17 protein-coding genes and 4 pseudogenes are annotated in these 16,963 nt (G+C 60.2%); 3 read left to right on the forward strand and 18 right to left on the reverse strand.

Annotated elements, in window-relative coordinates; all coding sequences use genetic code 11:
• Positions 1-108: 108 nt before the first annotated feature.
• Positions 109-336, forward strand: a pseudogene (locus tag KJQ96_RS24250) (IS630 family transposase); the annotation flags it as partial.
• Between the two features lie 24 nt (positions 337-360).
• On the opposite strand, the gene KJQ96_RS40365 reads toward KJQ96_RS24250, so the two are convergent.
• The 4 genes and pseudogenes from KJQ96_RS40365 to KJQ96_RS41785 all read right to left on the reverse strand — a co-directional run bounded on the left by KJQ96_RS40365 (position 361) and on the right by KJQ96_RS41785 (position 3,140).
• Positions 361-693 (reverse strand): carbohydrate porin, encoded by a 333-nt coding sequence (locus KJQ96_RS40365; protein WP_249734460.1) that lies wholly within the window; start codon positions 691-693, stop codon positions 361-363.
• Entirely contained in the window at positions 672-1,961 is a 1,290-nt protein-coding gene (locus tag KJQ96_RS24255; protein ID WP_249734462.1) for a carbohydrate porin, read from the reverse strand. Before KJQ96_RS24255 ends, KJQ96_RS40365 begins: the two co-directional genes overlap by 22 nt.
• Before the next feature lie 488 nt (positions 1,962-2,449).
• Positions 2,450-2,642 (reverse strand): annotated as a pseudogene (locus KJQ96_RS42095) (isocitrate lyase/phosphoenolpyruvate mutase family protein); the annotation flags it as partial.
• A gap of 372 nt (positions 2,643-3,014) precedes the next feature.
• On the reverse strand, positions 3,015-3,140 hold the full coding sequence (locus tag KJQ96_RS41785) for a transposase domain-containing protein (RefSeq protein ID WP_082646342.1): 126 nt from the start codon (positions 3,138-3,140) through the stop codon (positions 3,015-3,017).
• Positions 3,141-3,727: 587 nt separating this feature from the next.
• Between KJQ96_RS41785 and KJQ96_RS24265 the strand changes: the two genes are divergently transcribed.
• A complete protein-coding gene (locus KJQ96_RS24265) occupies positions 3,728-4,252 on the forward strand; it encodes a hypothetical protein (RefSeq protein WP_249734464.1) in 525 nt (174 codons plus the stop codon).
• Positions 4,253-4,294: 42 nt separating this feature from the next.
• Positions 4,295-4,472: pseudogene (locus KJQ96_RS41790) on the forward strand (SfnB family sulfur acquisition oxidoreductase); the annotation flags it as partial.
• Positions 4,473-4,529: 57 nt separating this feature from the next.
• Here the strand turns inward: KJQ96_RS41790 and hemN are convergent.
• From hemN to cybH, 14 genes and pseudogenes are all read right to left on the reverse strand, one after another.
• A pseudogene (gene hemN, locus KJQ96_RS24270) lies at positions 4,530-5,863 on the reverse strand (oxygen-independent coproporphyrinogen III oxidase).
• Between the two features lie 379 nt (positions 5,864-6,242).
• A complete protein-coding gene (gene hypE, locus KJQ96_RS24275) occupies positions 6,243-7,283 on the reverse strand; it encodes a hydrogenase expression/formation protein HypE (RefSeq protein WP_057902171.1) in 1,041 nt (346 codons plus the stop codon).
• Complete coding sequence (hypD, locus tag KJQ96_RS24280) at positions 7,283-8,422, reverse strand: hydrogenase formation protein HypD (RefSeq protein WP_213289014.1); 1,140 nt, start codon at positions 8,420-8,422, stop codon at positions 7,283-7,285. The genes hypE and hypD overlap by 1 nt, the downstream gene beginning before the upstream one ends.
• Positions 8,419-8,607, reverse strand: a complete 189-nt coding sequence (locus KJQ96_RS24285; protein WP_309142463.1) for a HypC/HybG/HupF family hydrogenase formation chaperone — start codon at positions 8,605-8,607, stop codon at positions 8,419-8,421. Before KJQ96_RS24285 ends, hypD begins: the two co-directional genes overlap by 4 nt.
• Before the next feature lie 49 nt (positions 8,608-8,656).
• Positions 8,657-10,924, reverse strand: a complete 2,268-nt coding sequence (gene hypF / locus KJQ96_RS24290) for a carbamoyltransferase HypF (RefSeq protein WP_213289015.1) — start codon at positions 10,922-10,924, stop codon at positions 8,657-8,659.
• Positions 10,921-11,880 carry a hydrogenase nickel incorporation protein HypB gene (gene hypB, locus KJQ96_RS24295; protein WP_213289016.1) on the reverse strand — a complete coding sequence of 320 codons (960 nt, stop codon included), beginning with the start codon at positions 11,878-11,880 and terminating at the stop codon, positions 10,921-10,923. The genes hypF and hypB overlap by 4 nt, the downstream gene beginning before the upstream one ends.
• Positions 11,880-12,221 (reverse strand): hydrogenase maturation nickel metallochaperone HypA, encoded by a 342-nt coding sequence (hypA, locus tag KJQ96_RS24300; RefSeq protein ID WP_057854112.1) that lies wholly within the window; start codon positions 12,219-12,221, stop codon positions 11,880-11,882. The genes hypB and hypA overlap by 1 nt, the downstream gene beginning before the upstream one ends.
• On the reverse strand, positions 12,214-13,311 hold the full coding sequence (locus KJQ96_RS24305; RefSeq protein ID WP_213253885.1) for a nickel-dependent hydrogenase large subunit: 1,098 nt from the start codon (positions 13,309-13,311) through the stop codon (positions 12,214-12,216). The genes hypA and KJQ96_RS24305 overlap by 8 nt, the downstream gene beginning before the upstream one ends.
• The gene (hybE, locus tag KJQ96_RS24310) at positions 13,308-13,874 is read right to left on the reverse strand and encodes a [NiFe]-hydrogenase assembly chaperone HybE (protein ID WP_375293202.1); all 567 of its coding nucleotides are present in this window, start codon (positions 13,872-13,874) and stop codon (positions 13,308-13,310) included. The genes KJQ96_RS24305 and hybE overlap by 4 nt, the downstream gene beginning before the upstream one ends.
• Positions 13,831-14,046: a rubredoxin gene (locus KJQ96_RS24315; RefSeq protein WP_057902165.1), complete on the reverse strand. Its 216-nt coding sequence runs from the start codon at positions 14,044-14,046 to the stop codon at positions 13,831-13,833. The genes hybE and KJQ96_RS24315 overlap by 44 nt, the downstream gene beginning before the upstream one ends.
• Positions 14,043-14,861, reverse strand: coding sequence for a hydrogenase expression/formation protein (locus tag KJQ96_RS24320; protein ID WP_249734467.1), 819 nt, complete (start codon positions 14,859-14,861; stop codon positions 14,043-14,045). Before KJQ96_RS24320 ends, KJQ96_RS24315 begins: the two co-directional genes overlap by 4 nt.
• A gap of 457 nt (positions 14,862-15,318) precedes the next feature.
• Complete coding sequence (locus tag KJQ96_RS24325) at positions 15,319-15,609, reverse strand: HypC/HybG/HupF family hydrogenase formation chaperone (protein WP_057854116.1); 291 nt, start codon at positions 15,607-15,609, stop codon at positions 15,319-15,321.
• Positions 15,610-15,625: 16 nt separating this feature from the next.
• On the reverse strand, positions 15,626-16,210 hold the full coding sequence (locus KJQ96_RS24330; protein ID WP_057854150.1) for a HyaD/HybD family hydrogenase maturation endopeptidase: 585 nt from the start codon (positions 16,208-16,210) through the stop codon (positions 15,626-15,628).
• A gap of 12 nt (positions 16,211-16,222) precedes the next feature.
• Entirely contained in the window at positions 16,223-16,954 is a 732-nt protein-coding gene (cybH, locus tag KJQ96_RS24335; protein ID WP_057854117.1) for a Ni/Fe-hydrogenase, b-type cytochrome subunit, read from the reverse strand.
• Positions 16,955-16,963 lie beyond the last annotated feature (9 nt).

The raw sequence follows: 16,963 nt of genomic DNA on the forward strand, positions 1-16,963 counted from the left end.
GAGGGCTTTTTTCAACGTTCGCCGCCCGGCAGCCCCTCTATGGCGATTTGCTTCAAGGATCGCTCGCCATCCGAACTGTGCTCCGACCGACAAGACGTCGAAGCCCTGTCATGGATCAATCAGGTCGAGCGCTGGTTCGCTGAACTCACCAGAAAGCAGATCCAGCGAGGTGTCCACACCTCCGTCAGGCAGCTCGAGGCCGACAGCCGTACCTTCATCGACCAGCACAACAAATATCAGAAGCCCTTCAAATGGACCAAGTCGGCGTACCAGATTTTGGCTTCCGTCAAACGCTTCTGCCACAAAGCCCAGGAGACTTTATGTGGCGAACTTTAGAGTCACGTGACTAGCCTTGAGGACTTAGAAGAATATCGAGGTAGACACCAACAAATTCAGAGCATGTCCCGTTTGGCGCGTGTGTGTAATGCTCGTCGGGTTGTTGATGTATGCCAGTCCTACACTTGCATATATCCCGGGTGCCAGATGCGCGGTATAGGTGCCCAAGATCGCTGTGCTGTCGCGATGCACGAGATTCCCTTTAGCCAAGGCAGCGTCCACTGCAAAGTTGCTCCAGACGGTGTTAGTGGCAACAATAGCAATCTGATCACTGGGCCGGCTGTCAAACAGTCCCTTCGCATAGAGACGAAGCTCGTAATATTGGCTGACTTTATTTAGGTCAGGTGGAGCGTACATTCGTACATTACAGAGAAACCACCATAGATACCACGATATGCCGAGCCCTGGACATCAGACTGCCAGAGTTGCCTGTCCGCTGCGACGTAGTAGACGCTGTTCGCGTCGGCTCTCGATTGCTGCGGATACTGCAAGTTCTTGTAGGTGCTGTTATTGAAACCGGCGCCCGCCCGCAACCAGGTCTCGGGTAAGCCCGGAGCAGCTTTGTTCTTGTAGCCAATTTCATCAAGCAAAAGAATGCCCGCGTTGGCCGTGCTCCAGCTTAAGCCGGTGGGATTTTCGGTGATCTGCGCATACTGACCGTCTGGACTGATTGAGCGCTGGATTGAGACCTTGTCATATAGGTGATCATCAAAATTGTACTTCACGTTGAGAGCTGGCGTAGGCGCGGCATTGTTGCTCATGCCAGCTTGATACAAAATATTCGACGAGGGGGCCAAAACGCTTGCTCCTGCGTTCCCTCCGACCAATGTGCCTGCGAACTCATTTACATTTCTGAGGTAACCCATTTTAAGTTCGAGTTTCCTGTCGAAAAACGTCTGGTAATAGGCCAATGTATTGAGACCCACTCTATCTGGCCCTCCGGGTTTCCATGTCCAGTACTGCTGCTCGGCTCCCACGACGATCTGACCATCGGGAATTCCAAAGCGGCTGAGATCGTAGGTCACAATCATGAAATTTACGGTACTAAATGTCGAATTCTGGCCCATATATAGCTGATTGGCGGTGGTGGCACTGGCTGCATTTGGCAGTTGATTGTCTACGAGACTGATTACTGTCCCGCCAACGTAGCCGATCCCGACCTCTGCCAGCGCGGATCTAACGCCGCCTTTATCGTGATCTATCGTATCGGCAGGACCAGGGATATTGAGCCACATACCTTTTTCGCGGAGGTTCTCGAACTTTGCGAATGGGTCGATCTCCTTTTGAGTTCTGTTTTTAGCAATTTCATCCGCACTGTCTCGCTTTGCGGAAGGCAAACTGGCAGTTTGTGCTAGCGCCGGAGTTACCGACCGGAAGCGTTGCTCGTTTGAGCCGGCGGCCTCGGAATTTTGTGACCGAATCGGACTCCCTCTCAATTCTTCTTTTAGCAACCTCATCTGGAATGTCGCGTTTTGGCTTAGGCCCATGGCAGTCTGTGCCAGCGCCGAACTGCCGACGAGGCTCGCTGCCAGGGAGAGTGCGATAACAAGCCCTCTTTGCTTCGTACTTGATCGAAAGCTGAAAACGCGTGCCGCAGCCGTCGCCAGGACAAAGTAACCATGCATAGTGAACTCCGCGTCCGTATTGCTAGTCTTGAATGGATTGCGCTCCGGCCTGATTGGCTCGGAGCTGACCCCCAACCTTCTAATGTCTGAAGGCTCCGGGGCTGATGCTTGGCTGCAATCGGCCCGTCTATCTCAGCGATACCCGCTGAGCCTTCCCGACCTCGTCACCGGCCGGCACGCTATTGGCTTGATCGGAACGCCACGTGTCGAGCACGCCATACCGCGGCCAAGCTAATCGACTGTTCCAACGCAGTTCTGTTGCGCTGCCTCGGTGTCGACGGCGGCCGGCTTTATTCGGTGCCTTCGCTCGGCGAGATAGTGGCGACGGGCGGACGGCGCCTCGGTGTCCTCGCCACCAATACACTGCGAACGATCCGCCTCTTCCACCAGAAGCATGAGGATTTCGGCCGTGCAGCATTCTGATCGGAGAAGACGTCTTCTTCGAGAAGATAGTAGTCATCAGAAAGCAGGGCTCGCGCGCCAAGGACGACGCGTTGGCTCCATGATGCTTCACTGGCATCGCGGTAGCCGAGAGACGAGGGCAACTGACAGGCCCGAAGCCGAGAGACCGTTGAAACCTGTGCGCTCGGCGATCGCGCCAGAAGGTCCATCATGGGCTTGCATAAGAAAGGAGAAATCGCGGTTGGAGCCGATTTGATGGCCGCAGATGCGTTGGCACATCCATCAGGGCCGTTGGAGCGGCCAGTTCTATATTGCATCCCAGTTCCTTGACGTGTGACCCGCGCGACCTTCATTAACCGCCGATTGCCACGTGTCCGTCATCTCCTCCAACTGCTAACGTTAGTAGTTGACTGGATCGCAAGCCGTTGCCTGTCGATGCAGGGATCGTGGCTGTTTCGCTGCTCGGGGTGAGGCCCCTCGGCGACTAGACGAACTCTGGCGACGCTGGCATCGGTCCAGTGGAAATCGGGCGTCGGTCACTCGTGAGCGCTGCAGCCGCTCAGTTCTTTACGCGCCCATCTCTCGGCGGAAACGCAGTTAAACCGCGATTTGTTGATCTGCATCATTAGCGTCGTTCTCAAGCGACGGCTTTTAGGGATTGCCCGGATCGGCCCAGGGAAGAAGTTGGCCGAGTTCATCGTTCGGGTGACCATTGACCATCATCCTCAGGATGTCGGTGACGTAGGCGAGAGGACCGACGTCATTGATCTTGCAGATTTATGCCGACCGCCGGACTCGCCGAACGGTTTGTTTTCCCCAAGATTTTTATGTGCAATTGGGCTCGACATAGTTGGCGTTGTGCTCCGTATTCGACTGCGCAGGCCAGGATAGCTTGAAGAGTAATTGGGCATGAGCCGACTATTCCGGCGCGTGAAGAGTGGACCCACGGGCAGCTCGTAGAGCTCTAAGTGACGCGTCTCGTCAAGGGATGGACTTGCGGGCCACGGCAAGTGGCGATGACTAGCTCGATACGAGCCTGAAAGATAATTCAGGAAATAACGACTGGCTCGCATTCGGTGCCGGCAAATGGAAGATTGCTCGCAGGCTTTTTCTGAATGCGAGGAAATGCTGCGCCATGGCCGATGAAGACGAGAACTATTGCTTTGCGGTGGCGCTATGATGTAGGAGCCGGCCATGCGCAAAAAGTGTTACATCGAACCGATCATAGGACTGGATGACCAATCGATGAGGGCAACGTTGCGGATAACGATTTGTCGATGGTCGCGGCTCGCTGCAGCTCTTGACCATCGTGTCATAGCGCGTCAACGAGAAAAGCCAACACAGACCCGGACATCGAGCGAGGGATGATGGAGATGATGGATCAAACGGCCGGTTCGGACTTGCCGCCGGTATTGCACACGTCGTCGAGACGCGTTTCGTGGCTTTTACTACTCGTGGTTGTCCTCGTTGGCCTGTGCGCTGCAGGAGCCTATTTTTGGACCAACGTCGGACAATTTGTCGAGACGGTGGCGGCCGCCCGTGAAGTCGCCACAATGCCAGGCTTGTCACCGGAGGACCGGGCGGCCCTGTCGGAGATTCAGTCGGGACAACAGAAGGCTAGCGACGAGCTCGCCGAACTCAACCGCAGCATCAGTGCCCAGCTGGCCGATTTAACACGAATCTCAGATCAAATCGCAGCGCTGACTTTACGAATCGACTCATTGCAGAATCCGGCACCCACGGCTTCTCCTCCTCATGTTCCTCGTCCGACGCCTGGCCATGCCGTGTCAGAGCCGGCCAAGACACTCGTGCGCTCGCCGAAACCACAAGGGCCGGTTTCCGTCGGGGGCGCGCCACTGGTCTCGGGACCGAAGCCGGACGAGCCTTGATGACATCCCAGAGTGCTACAGGCTAGTCCAGCCCGCCAGCTGCTCGACGCGGTTGATCGTTTCTTGCAAAGCTGGGCCTGCCGGGCGATTACGGTGCCCAAAGCATACGGCAGTGCCGGGGTCTCCAACGTGACGCTCGCCGAGCGGCGTCGCCATCGTTGCCGCAGCCGACAGCAGTCTGGATCAGATTCCACAGAACTATTTCTACATGGTCGAGGCGCCGTCCTGTTAGCGACGAGCGGTGATGCTTTTGGATCCGCTCACGCTGCTTGTTGTGCTAATAGGGTGAACGGTTGAGATAAGCGTCGAATGCGGCAGCAACAGCGCGAATCACAAAGCGGTGCTCCTGCCTCACGCGGATGAAACCCTTTTCGATGTCGACTACCCCGTCCTCGGCGAGCATCGACAAGCGTTCAGCTGAATCGAGAAAAGGGATCGCATAAACTCCGTGGGCGGCACAGATTGCCGGCACGTCGGCCTCCAGATCGCACATCAGCCGCTCGATGATCGCGGCTCGGACGCGGTCTTTATCGGTGAGACGGTAGCCTTTTGACGTCGCCAGACGGCCAGCTCTGATGTGCCGGCTGTAGGAGCCTGTTGCAACATCGTTCTGGACGTAACCGTCGCCGAGACGGCCGATGGCCGACGTGCCGAAGCCGATCAGGGTTTTGCAGGTGTCGGCCGAATAACCGAAGGAGTTACGCCGCAGGCGACCGGCTTTCTGCGCCATTGCGAGCTCATCGTCCGGCAAGGCGAAATGGTCGAGCCCGATTTGGTGATAGCCGGCGGCGACAAGCGTATCGGCCACGGCCGCGGCCTGTTCGGCGCGGGCAGCGTTGTCCGGCAGCGCTGCCTCATCGATCAGGCGCTGACGTTTCATATACGAAGGAACGTGCGCGTAGCCGAAAACCGCAAGCCGGTCCGGGCGCATGGCCACCGCCGTCGTCGCGCTCTCGACGCAGTACTGCACCGTCTGATTTGGGAGACCGAAAATGAGGTCGAAGTTGATGCGGCTTATTCCGTGCTGGCGCAGATTTTCGACGGCAGCGGCCGTCTGCGCCTTACTCTGGACCCGGTTGATCGCTTTTTGAACAATGGGATCGAAGCTCTGCACGCCGAGGCTCGCGCGGTTCACGCCGGCTGCTCCTAAGGCTTCGGCCGTCTCGACCGTGAACGTGCGCGGTCGATCTCGACGGCGATCGCAGCCGTTTTCCTGAACGCGAAGCGGCGGCGCAGGAGTTCCATCAGGGCCAGGAACTCCGCTGGCTCGATGACGGTCGGCGTTCCGCCGCCGAAGTGCACGTCGCTCACGGGCAGCGCTTGCGGCGCTTGCTCCGCGACCAACCGGATCTCCTCGCGCAGCACCGACAAATAATTGAGGATCGGCGCAACCCGGCGAGTGATGGCCGTAGGGAAGCCGCAATACCAACAGATCGACCGGCAGAACGGAATGTGGAGATAGAGCGACACGGAGTCGTCAGCCGGCAGGCGCCTCAGCCATTTCTCACAATCCTGTGCGCCGACAGCCGGGGAGAACTCCGGTACAGTTGGATAGATGGTGTACCAAGGCAGGCGGGCATCGCAATACTTTTTCAGGATTGAGGCCTGCAACGGTTACTATCCCACGCTTATGTCAGCATCACCCTAACCGCTGCGCTCCCCTGTGTCTTTGCGCCATATCAATCGGTCCGCTTTAGCCGCGAAATCTGCGTTCCGTCGATGTCCATGCTAAGGAGACCGGTTAGCATGATAGCGGGAGCGATAGCCACTCCCTGACACTCATTTAATGTTTGTGAGAAGAAGGAATTTATCACACAACTGATGTTGAGAGCAGGGCTTGATGTCGAGGATCGACGTGCGCGCCGTTCCGCTTCGAGTCCCATCCCGCATGTTCGGTTTGATTGATGCGCTCGAGGCGAACGAGTGCTTCATGAGGATCGCAGGGCGATCTCGTCAAAGCAACAACGAAATGGCATAAGTGCGATTGCGCTCAACAGATCCGGGGCAATTGTTCGCCCGACAGCCAATCGACAATTCGCCCGCCACCAAAGCTGGTTGACATCTGCACAAACTGATGATTGTCGGCTACGGCCTCGCCGATATCAGCCGCATCGCACCCGAGCGGATGCGCCTTCATGGCTGCAAGCACGGCATCGGCCATGTCAGGCGCCACGATGGCAACGAGCTTGCCCTCGTTGGCGACATGTAGCGGATCAAGCCCAAGGAGTTCGCAGGCGGCGGCAACCGCCGGCTTCACCGGAATGGCCTCTTCCTGCAGATGGAACCCGAGGCCCGACTGATGCGCAATCTCGTTGAGCATCGCCGCAAGACCGCCGCGCGTGGGGTCGCGCATCACCCGGATGCTGCTGCCACCGGCCGCAACCATTAGGGCTACGAGATCATGCAGCGCTGCGGAATCCGAGACGATCTCGGTCTCGAAAGCGAGATTCTGGCGCCTCGACATGATCGCCGTACCATGGTCGCCGAGACTGCCGGAGACCAGCACGCGGTCGCCGACCCTTGCCTTCTCGGCGGAGAGATCGAGCCCATCGGCTAAAACCCCGACCCCCGTCGTCGAGATGAACAGGCCGTCCGCCTTCCCGCGCTCGACGACCTTGGTGTCGCCCGTGATGATGTAAACGCCGGCGGCGCGCGCGGCCTCGCCCATCGAATCCGCAATCGTCTTCAAATCCGAAAAGCGGAAGCCCTCCTCGATGATGAAACTTGCCGACAGATAGAGCGGACGCGCGCCGCCCATCGCGACATCATTGATCGTGCCGTGCACCGCGAGCGATCCGATATTGCCGCCGGGAAAGAACAGCGGCGAAATCACATAGCCATCGGTCGTCATCACCATCCTGCCGGCGCCAACATCGAAGGCCGCCTGATCGTTGCCGCGGGCGAGCCATTCATTGCCGAAGGCTTCGTGAAACAGGCCGGAGATCAGCTGCGCCATGGCGCGTCCCCCGGCGCCATGGGACAGGTCGACCCGTCCGTTCTTGATGTCGAGCTTGCGTTGATAGGCTCTCATCACGCCCGCCTCAACCGATAATCGCGAAACCGTCCATACGTCCATTGCGCGGCACAGGCGCCTTCCGATGAGACCATGCAGGATCCTATCGGGATTTCCGGCGTGCAGACGGTTCCGAACAGCTTGCAGTCAACCGGCCTCTTCACGCCGCGCAGGATGGCCCCGCACTCGCACGCCGGATTATCGGCGACGCGCACTTCGTGCATCGTGAAACGCATCTCGGCGTCGAACTGAGCGTAAGCCTGCTTTAGCTTTAGTCCGCTATGGGGTACGAGCCCGAGCCCGCGCCATTCGAACTGGTCACGCAATTCGAAGATATCCGACACCTCTTCCTGGGCGCGCCGATTGCCTTTCCGCGTCACCGCACGGCTGTATTGGTTCTCCACCTCATGTCGGCCTTCGTTCACCTGCCGCACCAGCATCAGGATCGCCTGCATCATGTCGAGCGGTTCAAATCCCGCGATCACGATCGGCTTGCCGAATTGTTCTGCGAGGACCTCGTAAGGTTCCGTGCCGATGATGGTGCTGACATGCGCAGGCCCGACGAAGCCATCGATTTCGACCCGCCCGATATTGCGGATATCGGGACTCTCGAGAATGCTGTGCATCGCCGAGGGAGTCAGCACGTGGTTGCAGAACACGCTGAAACTCTTCAGCCATTTCTTCTCGGCAAGCCGGATCATCACCGCCGTCGGCGGCGTCGTGGTCTCAAATCCAATGGCAAAAAAGACCACCTCTCGATTCGGCGCCTGTTCGGCGATCCGGATCGCATCGAGCGTCGAGTAGACCATCCGAATGTCGGCGCCGAACGCCTTGGCGCTCAGCAGGGATTTTCCCTGCGAGCCGGGCACGCGCATCAGGTCGCCATAGACACAGAGAGTGACCTCCGGCTGCTCGGCGAGCCTGATCGCCATGTCGATCCGGCTGGCGGGGAGAACACAGACGGGACAACCCGGCCCGTGGATCATGCGAACATTCGCAGGCAGCATATCCTCCAGGCCATAGCGGGAAATTGCATGCGTGTGTCCGCCGCAGAATTCCATGAACCGATATTTCCTTTGCGAATCGGCTTCGGCGCCAATCACACGCGCTAGCCCCCGCGCGATGGTCTTGTCGCGAAATTCGTCGGCATATTTCATGACTGGAGGTCCTGCCCCACGCTGCCCAGCTCCTGTAGGAGCTGCAGCGTGCGCTTGGCTTCCGCCGGGTCAATTCTAGCCAGGGCATAACCGACATGGACAAGGACGTAGTCCCCCACCGCGAGATCGTCGATGAACGCGATCGATATCTCCTTGCTGATGCCGTCGATGGACACGATGGCCATGTCATCAGCAAGAATTTTCGCGACCTCAGCTGGTACTGAGAGACACATATTAGGCTGTTCCTTCCAGGGCTGACGGCCGTTCTGCAATCTGCAGAGCGGCTATCCAGGCTTGTCCGAGGCTCAATCCACCGTCATTGGGCGGAACCTGCCGTGGCAGCAGCGGAGTGAGGCCGGCCGCAATGCAGCCGCGCTCGATTTCATCCGCGAGTACCGCGTTCAGGAAGCAGCCGCCGCTCAGAACGACGGCGGTAACGCCAGTTGTCCGCGCCGCGCGCGCGACCCAGTCAACGCAGGCAGCGGCAAACGTACCATGAAACAGCCCCGCTCCCTCCGTGGCGCCGACGTTGTCTGCAATCAAACGCGCAAACAGCGGGCGAAAGGACAGCACGTCGCCATCGATTATCCAGCCCGCTTCAAGCACCGCAGTCCGCCGCACACGCGCCTCGAGCTTCATCGCGGCTTCGCCCTCATAGCTCTGCAAAGTCGCGATCCCCAGCAGCGCCGCCGCTGCGTCGAACAGTCGGCCCGCGCTGGTCGTGGTCGCCACGCCGGGCTGATCGAGCATTGACGGCAGACGCTCGGCCTGAGGCTGTGCTGCAAAGCGCGGCCTGATTTCGTTTTCCCGTCCCAGCAAGTGAAATATTGCGCTCGCCATGCGCCAAGGCTCGCGGGCTGCGCGATCTCCGCCAGGCATTTGCAACGGCGCGAAATGCCCGATCCGTCGAAACCCGGCGCCTTCGCACAACAAGAGTTCGCCACCCCAGTTGCCGCCGTCGGAGCCATAACCATAGCCGTCGAGGAGAAGGGCGAGCGTAGGCCCCGCAAGGCCATGCTCCGCGATGACGGCCGCAGCGTGCGCGTGGTGATGCTGAACAGCGACCAGCGCGCGGCCGCTTGCTTCCGCAAAGCGGGTGGCCGCCATGTTGGGATGCAGATCATGGGCAATGACGACAGGATCGATGTCGAGGGTCGATGTGAGGTGCCGGATCGTCTCCTCGAAGAAGCGGATGCCTTCAGCCGTATCGAGATCGCCGATGTGCTGGGAGACGAAGGCCTCACTGCCCCGTGTGACCGTGATGGTCGATTTCAACGCGCCGCCGACGGCGAGGACGGGCGGCACAGACCTCGCAAGCCGGATCGGTTCGGGAACATAGCCGCGGGCGCGACGAATGAATTGGCGCCGCCCCGCCACCACCGCCACTACCGAATCATCGGCGCGCGTCAGAATATCGCGATCATGGGTCACAATAAGATCGGCGATGCCCGCGAGCCGCCGCAGCGCCTCCGCGTTGTCGATCGGGAGCGGTTCGCCGCCGGGATTAGCACTGGTGCTGACAATGACCGGACCTTCAGCCCCATGCCATGCACCTGTCGAACGAAGCGCATGGAAGATAAGGTGATGCAACGGGGCCGCCGGCAGCATCACGCCGACCCGCGACAGGCCAGGGGCTATCGCCGGCGCTAGATTGTTGCGCGACGGCAGGAGGACGATCGGACGGGCGACAGATTCGAGCAGTGGGAGCTCGGCGGCATTCGCCTCCGCAATCTCGCTGACCTGCTCTACGGAACCAACCATGACCGCGAACGGCTTCTGGTCGCGCTGCTTCCTCCTGCGCAAACGCTGCACGGCGTCATGGTTGCGAGCGTCGCAAAGCAGCTGGTACCCGCCAACCCCCTTTATTGCGACGATTTGGCCGCCATCGATCCCCGCGGCAATGTCGTTGATCCCATGACTGAGCCGAGGACCGCATGTCGGACATGCAATCGCTTCCGCATGAAACCGGCGGCTCGCCGGATCGGCATATTCGCCCGCGCAGGCGGCACACATCGCAAACTCCCCCATCGCCGTGTTGCGGCGATCGTAGGGAAGGCGTTCGGCGATGGTATAGCGCGGGCCGCAATGAGAGCAGTTGATGAAGGGATAGAGGTAATGGCGGCTGTTCGGGTCGAACAACTCATCGAGACATTGCTGGCATGTCGCGGCATCGGCGACGATCCGCGTCGAGCCCCTCCCGTGTTCGCTGGCGCGGATTGAGAAGTCTTTCGCCGCAAGCGCATCAATCTCCTGAACGGAGATGTGGTCGATCCGCGCCAATGGAGGGCTTTCGAGTGGCAAAGCGGCCACAAACTCGCACGTAAGGTCGCCCTCAACCTCGATGATCACGCCATCAGGATCGTTGGCGACGAACCCGGCCAACCTATAACGGGTAGCGAGACCATAAATATACGGACGAAAGCCGACACCCTGCACGGCGCCACTGACGCGCACCCGCAGCCGCGTTCCGCCGCGGATGATGGCGTCGCCGCTCGCGCTCATGGCAATGCGTCACCGACGGGACGCCTCTGATTCGCAGCCTGCTTCCGGATCCAGGCGTAGAGCGCGGCAAAGCCCTCGCCCGTACGCGCCGAAACCGTCAGCACCTCAATGTTCGGATTGACGCGTCTCGCATATTCGATGGTCTTGGCTGAATCGAAGTCGACCACCGGCGCCAGATCAATCTTGTTGATCAGCATCAGCCACGATGCGGCGAACATATCCGGATATTTGAGCGGCTTGTCTTCACCATCGGCGGTCGAGAACACCACGATCTTACAGGCCTCGCCGAGATCGAACGCCGCGGGACAAACTAGATTCCCGACATTCTCGATGAAGAGAATACCGCCCTTGAGCGGCGGCAAGCGGCGATAAGCCTCACCGACCATCGCAGCATCGAGATGGCAGCCCTTGCCCGTATTGATCTGAATTGCGGGCACGCCGGTGGCGCGAATGCGATCGGCATCGTTCGAGGTCTGCTGGTCTCCCTCGATGACACCAACCGGGCGGCTATCCTTCAGTTCGGAGACGGCGCGGACGAGCAGCGAGGTTTTGCCGGCGCCCGGACTGGAAACAAGATTGAACACGAGCAGGTCATCGGTCAGGAAGCGCGCGCGGTTGTCGGCGGCGATCCTATTGTTCTTGCCAAGGATGTCGCGCTCGATCCGAATGGTTCGCTCGCTGCTCATACCCGCGATCTTCAAGCCGGCCGGATCGGCACCGCAATCCACAAGCGCCCCTCCGCCCTGAGCATGTTGATGGCTATGATCATGATGGTGATAATGGCCGTGGTGATGGTTGTGAGAATCATGCACGTTCTGACCGCTATGCACATGATCACGGTGGTGACCGTAGTGATCATGCGCATGATCATGGTGATGGCCCTGGGTTTGCGCACCTTGCGCGTCGGCGCGTTCGATGGAGGGCGTTCTTTCGCTACAGCCACATACGGTACACATCAATCGACCTCCAGCTCTTTCACCTGCATCTCTTCGCCCCCGGTCATCTGCAGCTGATAGCTGCCGCAGCAGGGACACGGCTCATCGCGCTGCGCAATCTCAACACTCCTCGAACAGGCCATGCACCAGGCGACGCCAGGCAATTCGATGACCTCAATAACCGCGCCATCGGCGATGGTCCGCGCGGCAACGGCCGCAAAGCAGAACTTCATCGCTTCGGGAGCGACATGGCTGAGCGCCCCGATCTCCAGACACACGGTCTTCACCCTGGAAAACGATCGCCGGCGCGCCTCCTCCTCGATGATCTCGACGATGCCCTCACAAAGCGCCATTTCATGCATCGCCAATTTCGCGAAAATTGAGAGTGAACCCGACGCAAGGGTCGAACGATGCGACCATCGAGCGAACCGCACCCAGTCCCCGCGGTTTCGCGGCCAGCACCGCGCCTTGCAGGCTGCGGACAAGCGGTCCGCGCGCGTGGAAATTCCACTCGGTTGGGGCAAGAAATTCCAAGCGCAACATCTGCCCCTGACGATCAAGCTCAACCGCGTGATAGAGTCGTCCCCTTGCGCATTCGACCGCGGCCGCACCACGGCCCGGCCCCAGCCTGTAGCTTTCGACGATCCCATCCTCCGCTGTTTCAACATAAGCACTGGAGCGGAGCCAAGCGTGCAGTCGCACGATTTCCGCGATCCTCGCCTTCAGCCGCTCGGCCGGCCCGGACCGGCCTAGCGTGAGCTGATCACGCATCATTTGGCGCGCCCACGCACCTGTCTCGGGAATGCGGCCCTCCAGGTCGGGGCAACGGCAAAATCCTGCATCATCCGCGAGCAGCCGTTCAATGACGCCGCGGTCGTCGGCAACGGACAAAAACGAGTGCTGCGTCGGCATTGGGTTCAACGCGTCTTCCTCGAGAGCCGCGATGCGAAGCGCGAGTGGGTTACCGAGTGTCGGCGCGCCGTCTTCGTTCGTTATGCCAAGCGCTGCCAGCGCAATCGGAACCCGCGCTGTTGCCTCGCGTCGAACCTGGCCGCAGCCGGGCTCTGAGCTGTTGAGAAGTGCCGATACCCCCTCCATCAGGGCGCGGATCGCTGCGGCGCTGGTGGTATCCAGCGCGAAATGCCCGACAAACAGGCCCCGCAGCAATTCCGCTAGCCGCTCGGCAACGACCATGGCGATACGATGCTGCCGCGTCGCAAGGCTGATGTTTTCGCCGCGCGCCGCCTCGATCGCGGACAGGAATGCCACCTGGTGCGCGGCGGCACACAACGAGAAGATTCGCGGCAGCACGTTGAGCAACGAAGCGGCCGGCTTGCCGGCGAATAGCCGCGCCAGTGGCGGCCGGGCGCACGGCGGAATCTCGACCGCGGCAATTGCGTCGCCAGCAAGCGATACGGTAACATCGATCTGGTTGCGGACGGCGAGGCTCATGCGCGCCGCTCCGTCAGTACACCGTGCAAGAAATGCCGGCGGTCGAACGAACTGATATGTGGCGCATCTGTCCCATGTGACGCCGCGCGATTGGCCGGCGACATCAGCGCCGCGAGCGCTGCTTCGGCGGTGGCGCGCGCGGACGCCATATCCTCGAACTCAAACATCGGCGAGAACAGTGAGTAGCTCGCGATCGAGCCCACGGGCACCAGGTCGCTGACGGTGAATTCGATCTCGCCGGCCGGAAATCGCAAGCGCAGGTTCGATCCCGGGCCCGGAGACGATTGCGAAATGCCGTCACGCATGGGTGTGACCACGTTCATGAACCAGGGCGTGACCATCATGCCGACGATCCTGCCCTCGCGCGCGCGAAAGGCGATGGCTTCGACGCTCAAGGCCTCGTTGAAGATCGGCAGGTCGCGCATGGTGCGATCCGCGATATCCCGATAGGCTGCCGAGAGCATCTCGCCCCACGCCGACGCATCGGCGTGCATGCTCGTGCGGGAATGCTGTTCGCGGTCAGACGTCATCTTCAATCGCCATGAACTTCGATTTGGGCGCATCGCAATTTGGACAACGCCACTTTTCGGGCAACCCGGCAAAAGGCGTTCCCGCTGCAATCTGCGTCGCCTCATCCCCCTCAGCTGGGTCATAGACGATCCAACAGATGCCGCACTCCATGCGCGAGCCGTCTGCGATATCCTTCCGGACGCCACAATTCTCGAAGCTCGTCATTCGAAGTAAGCTTTGATGATTTCTTGCAGGCGTTCGGCGGAATCCCAGAAATCTTCCTCGGCGGCCAACGCAGCCGTTGGCACGCCGCCGACCTCCAGCGTATCCAGAATGATGGTGTCCATGGCATTGAAGAACTGCACCGACCAGACGTTCCGGATGCCCGTCGCAAGCACTCGGCAAGTCCCGTAGCCGCGCGAGCTGAGCTGGATCGGCCCGTTGCCGACGCTTTGCTGCAGAAACGCCTGGTCGACCGGGCTCATCGGCAGCAGGGTGAAGTTGATGATCTGCGAGCGCATGTCCGGCCGCCAGGCCAATGCCCGCTCGCGGATTTCCGCGAGCACCGGCAGCACGTTCATCGCGCCGTCCGGTGCCGCGCCGATCATGAGATCGCTCGACGTCAGGTCGGTTGCGGCGCGCCGCACGATCTCCGGGATCGCACCGACCTCGACATATTCGTGTGCGGCGTCGGTCTCGATGCGCACGCGCCAGATTCCCGCAAGTACCGATTCCTGGATTTGCGCCACGCGGCCAGCCGGCAGCGCCACGACGCCGGCGAGCTCGCCCTCCCCAAGCACGTCCGCAATCAGCTTGCGCTCGAGATCGCTGAGATTCCCGAGCCTGAACAGCTGCGTCGGTACGTCGCTCTTCTGGCCGGCAGCGGCAGCCGCGACGGAAGACAACAGCGCGATGGCACTCGGACAGTTCCTTGCCAGCTCGATGCCATTGACCGAAGCGGGCCTCGCGAGCGCACCCGCAGCCGTCAGCCCGCTATGGGCTGAGTCGAGACTTTCCGCGGCGATAGGAAACACGCTCATCGGCTGCTCGCATTTTCTCGGCGCTATGGGGCGCGACCCGGAAACCTGTTTCATGATACGACGTTCCGTTGGTGTGCTGAGGGACGATGCTCAGACGCGCCATTGGCGCGCGGGCGATCAATGAGCTTCGCAATGCGATCGATAGAGATCTCCCGGATCTTGGCGATCATGACGAGTGTCTTTCGCTTGTGCGACGCTTGCGGTCCCCACCTCGGACAGATGGAGCCGCGTCAGATCATGTTTCCCGGGCTGAAAGTCCATCAGCCGCCTCTCTGATAATCCATGGTTCTGCTGGATGAGGTGTAGCAAGGCGCGTGCCAACCATTGCTCTTTCGCGATTGCGTTCCCGCTCGGATCAGCACCTGCTCGACATATTCCACGTGAAGCTCGTTTCGGCTGCAAGTTTGGCTTCTGATTGGCAAAGATGGGCAGGCAGTGTCCGGGAGGCGGCGCCAGGCTAGCGCAGGTGCTCGGGCAGTTGCGGCTCTTGACCGATCAAGTCCGCAAAGAAACGATCACAATTGTCGTCATTGAGGGCCGCATCACGGCCCTCAAGCGCGTCCGCGATAAGCCGCGCTTCGTCGTCATCCAAGAGCCGCACCGCGGTATCGATATGGACAAGCACTTTGGCACCGACCGGCGGCTCGGAGAGCAGCATGACTGAGACGCGCCGCTGTTCATTGGCATATTCGCAAAGCGCCGACATGCCGTCGGTCTCAATAATCGTCATTGGCAAGCCAAGGCACATGGTAATCGGCGAGCCGCTAGATCGGCCGCGCCCTCCTCTCATACTTTGCATGGTCGATGTCGTTCGCGAGCAGACGCTCCGACTCCGGTAGCGGCGCGGTCCGCAGTTTTGCCGGAGAACCCCACTGCGCCAGCAGTTCGCAAGCCAGTTCGATCGCAGGCGCAATCTGAGTGCGCACCGGAGCGGTCAGCGGCCCGCCCCAATCCTCCAGATCAAGTGGCTGACAGCCGATTAGAGCGAGCTCTCGCGGGCAGCGGCCAAGCAAGTCGGCCGCACTTAAGACCTCCTGGAAACCGGTCTGATGCAGGCTCACCTTCTTGGCGCCGGTGAATTTCGGCACCTCCTCGTCTCGCACGAGTTTCAAGTGCCCGGGCGCGAGTCCATAATCGATGGCATCGAACGCGATCAGGCAATCGGCCTCCTCGAGAAAATTGACGAGGTAGAGCCCCTGCGTGCCGCCATCGAGCATGGTGACATTGTCAGGGACGTCGTAGCGGCGGTGGAACTGCTCCACCACCCGCACGCCGAACCCCTCATCGGCCCACAGGATATTGCCGATGCCGAGCACCAGGATCCGTTTCGTATTCTCCGGAGTTGGCATCTGCATCGTCCATCAATCGCGGAATTCGCGCTCGCCAGAAATGATCGAGGAGACGATGCTCTGGCGCGACACGATGTCTTCCCGAACCGCCGTATAGATGTGGATGAGCGCAAACGTCACGATCATCCACAGGCCGAGATGATGCCAGGTGTGGACGTCCTGGCTGTTCGGCCAAATCGAAAACACCCAGCCGAACAGCTTGTACTGCCAGCTGTCGTTGCCGGTGCCCTGCGCGTACAGCGCAAAGCCGCTGACGATCATGAACGCGATCGCCAGCGTAAACATGAAGAACATAGCGAGCTGGGCCAGCGGATTGTGCGCGACATATTTCTTCGGCTCGGCCGCAACGAAAGCGTACCAGCGAATCTCGTGCCACACCTCGCGCCAATAGCTCTTGCGCCAGAGCGGCACATAGAAAATCTGCTTAGCATGGGGGTTGCCCATGAACGCCCAGTAAATGCGGAAGAGGAAGCCGAGCGTGAGCACATAGCCTGCGGAAAAATGCGCAAAGCGGATATAGCCGAACAGGAAATTGTCGCTTGTCTCTCCCGGCATGGTCGGTATCGCACTGCCGATGAAATAACCGGTGAGGCCCAACACCAGGATTGCCGCAGCGTTGATCCAATGCCACAGCCGCACCGGCGCCTCGTAGACGTAGACGACGCCACGCTCGGCGCTGAGGCCGGAGCGTACCGCGTCGGCCGCGACAGCGGCGGTTAGCGCTTGCGGAGATTTGTCCAGCAATGCCGCCTC

The organism is Bradyrhizobium sp. sGM-13 (assembly GCF_018398875.1).
Taxonomy (GTDB): Bacteria; Pseudomonadota; Alphaproteobacteria; order Rhizobiales; family Xanthobacteraceae; genus Bradyrhizobium.

Coding starts and splice junctions, on each gene's coding strand:
- KJQ96_RS40365 (WP_249734460.1), bottom strand. CDS start 693: ATGTACGCTCCACCTGACCTAAATAAAGTCAGCCAATATTACGAGCTT.
- KJQ96_RS24255 (WP_249734462.1), bottom strand. CDS start 1,961: ATGCATGGTTACTTTGTCCTGGCGACGGCTGCGGCACGCGTTTTCAGC.
- KJQ96_RS24265 (WP_249734464.1), top strand. CDS start 3,728: ATGATGGAGATGATGGATCAAACGGCCGGTTCGGACTTGCCGCCGGTA.
- hypE (WP_057902171.1), bottom strand. CDS start 7,283: ATGAGAGCCTATCAACGCAAGCTCGACATCAAGAACGGACGGGTCGAC.
- hypD (WP_213289014.1), bottom strand. CDS start 8,422: ATGAAATATGCCGACGAATTTCGCGACAAGACCATCGCGCGGGGGCTA.
- KJQ96_RS24285 (WP_309142463.1), bottom strand. CDS start 8,607: ATGGCCATCGTGTCCATCGACGGCATCAGCAAGGAGATATCGATCGCG.
- hypF (WP_213289015.1), bottom strand. CDS start 10,924: ATGAGCGCGAGCGGCGACGCCATCATCCGCGGCGGAACGCGGCTGCGG.
- hypB (WP_213289016.1), bottom strand. CDS start 11,880: ATGTGTACCGTATGTGGCTGTAGCGAAAGAACGCCCTCCATCGAACGC.
- hypA (WP_057854112.1), bottom strand. CDS start 12,221: ATGCATGAAATGGCGCTTTGTGAGGGCATCGTCGAGATCATCGAGGAG.
- KJQ96_RS24305 (WP_213253885.1), bottom strand. CDS start 13,311: ATGAGCCTCGCCGTCCGCAACCAGATCGATGTTACCGTATCGCTTGCT.
- hybE (WP_375293202.1), bottom strand. CDS start 13,874: ATGCGCCCAAATCGAAGTTCATGGCGATTGAAGATGACGTCTGACCGC.
- KJQ96_RS24315 (WP_057902165.1), bottom strand. CDS start 14,046: ATGACGAGCTTCGAGAATTGTGGCGTCCGGAAGGATATCGCAGACGGC.
- KJQ96_RS24320 (WP_249734467.1), bottom strand. CDS start 14,861: ATGAGCGTGTTTCCTATCGCCGCGGAAAGTCTCGACTCAGCCCATAGC.
- KJQ96_RS24325 (WP_057854116.1), bottom strand. CDS start 15,609: ATGTGCCTTGGCTTGCCAATGACGATTATTGAGACCGACGGCATGTCG.
- KJQ96_RS24330 (WP_057854150.1), bottom strand. CDS start 16,210: ATGCCAACTCCGGAGAATACGAAACGGATCCTGGTGCTCGGCATCGGC.